The sequence below is a fragment of the bacterium genome, from assembly GCA_016873475.1.
In the GTDB taxonomy this organism is placed as follows: domain Bacteria; phylum Krumholzibacteriota; class Krumholzibacteriia; order JACNKJ01; family JACNKJ01; genus VGXI01.
In genome coordinates this window covers 1-1,579 of the sequence record VGXI01000415.1, presented here as the reverse complement: position 1 = coordinate 1,579, position 1,579 = coordinate 1, and the positions used below count along the sequence as shown (strand labels likewise).

At 74.9% G+C, this 1,579-nt stretch carries 3 protein-coding genes; all 3 read right to left on the bottom strand.

The genetic code is table 11. The annotated features are described in order from the left end of the window. Positions 1–251, bottom strand: a 251-nt coding sequence (locus tag FJ251_16275; protein ID MBM4119256.1) for a glycogen debranching enzyme, incomplete at its 3' end; no start/stop codon positions are given. Between the two features lie 90 nt (positions 252–341). Next, positions 342–986, bottom strand: a complete 645-nt coding sequence (locus FJ251_16270) for a DUF4390 domain-containing protein (GenBank protein ID MBM4119255.1) — start codon at positions 984–986, stop codon at positions 342–344. Continuing rightward, positions 986–1,579 (bottom strand): hypothetical protein (locus tag FJ251_16265; protein ID MBM4119254.1); only part of this gene is annotated, 594 nt, incomplete at its 5' end. The genes FJ251_16265 and FJ251_16270, both read right to left, overlap by 1 nt.

Genomic DNA, 1,579 nt, shown 5'->3' with positions numbered 1-1,579 from the left:
CCCCCGTGCGCTCGCCAGCCGTAGACCTGCCCGGCACCGATGCCCTTCACCAGCACGTGCCAGTAGTCCGCCGTCCGGTGCCGGCGCGGATCGAGGCGAATCACGCGCGCGGGCGCCGAGTCCTCGGGACCCTCGAAGAGCAGTAGCTCCAGGCACTGGGCGTGCCGCGAGTAGATCGCGAAGTTGACGCCCCCCGCCTGCACGCTCGCGCCGAGGGGATGACTGCTGCCGGGATGGATGTCGCTGAGCACGCCGCCCTCGCTCCTTCGCTGCGGGCGCGAGAGCCTAGCAGGAACCGTGCGCGAAGGCGAGTCCCGAGAGTGCGCCGGTCGGCCGGCGCCTCAGGGCGCCGTCACCGCACAGCGCGCGCTGGCCTGCCGGCTGCTCAGCCCCGCCAGGCGGCGCAGCAGGCGCTCGGGGCCGCCGCGCAGGCCGCCGAGGAGGCCGCCCGCGCCCCGCGATTCGCCGCCGGCCAGCCAGCGCTCGAGCTCCTGCAGCTCCTCGCGCGTGAGCGGCTCGAGCCGCGCCTCGATCTCGGGTGCGGGGACGCGCCCCGCCGGCACGGCCGCCGGCAGGGGGAAGACGAGCCGGCGCGGCGCAGCCAGTGCTGCGGCGAGTGCGGCCGCATCCGCGCAGCGGGCGCGCGGGCGGCCGCGGGCATCGAAGAGCGTGTAGCGCGCTTCGAGGAGGTCGTAGAAGAGCTGCTCGCGCAGGAGACCGTCCGCGAGCGCGCGGTCCGGCCAGCCCGCCCGGCGCTCCCAGAGCCGCCAGCGCAGCAGCAGCGCGGCCGGCAGGCCCGCCTCGAGGTCGGCCTGGAGCTTCTCGTCGACGAAGCCCGTGAGCGCGATCTCCACGCTGAGCTCAGGACCCGCGAGGCGAGCGGCCGCGAGGGTGAGCGCCGGCGCCGCAAGCGCGGGCGCGGCCGCGGCCAGCGCCGCGGCCGCGAGCGCGATGCCCAGCGCCCACCCTGCCCCGGCGCGCGACATCAGAAGGCCCGCCCCAGGCGCAGCTCGACGGCCGTCTGCTCGCTGCCGTCGAGCGTGCGCAGGATGTTCAGGCGCAGGTCCGTGTCGTCGTCATCGAAGCCGATGCCGAGACCGGCGCTGTCCTTGAGATCCGCGAGCGCGATGTCCCCCGCGTTGCGATCGGCCCAGGCCATGCCCGCATCGTAGAGGGCGAACAGCTCCAGCTCTTCGAAGAGGTCCACGCCGTACTCGAGGTTGGCCAGCAGCATGCGCTCGCCGCCGTAGAGCGGCGCGGGACCGGCGGCCGCCGGCACGAGCAGGGACTGGTAGTCGTAGCCGCGCACGCTGCCCAGGCCGCCGAGCAGGAAACGCCGCTGCAGCGGCAGAGCGCCGCGCAGGTTGCTGGCAGCCCTCACCCGCAGGTCCAGATGCTGCGCTTCAGCCACGGGCACGCGGCTGCGCAGCGTGACGTCGGCGAGGGAGTAGTCAAAATCCCCCCCGATGAGGTCCTCGCCCGCCCGCTCCCAAGCCAGGGCCACGTGGTTGAGCGGCGTGCCCAGGCGCAGGCTGGCGAAGACGCTGCGCAGCGTGCCCTCCTCGATGGGCAGGTTTTC

Excerpts from the sequence above, each read along its gene's own strand:
- FJ251_16270 (MBM4119255.1), bottom strand. The coding sequence starts at position 986 with ATGTCGCGCGCCGGGGCAGGGTGGGCGCTGGGCATCGCGCTCGCGGCC.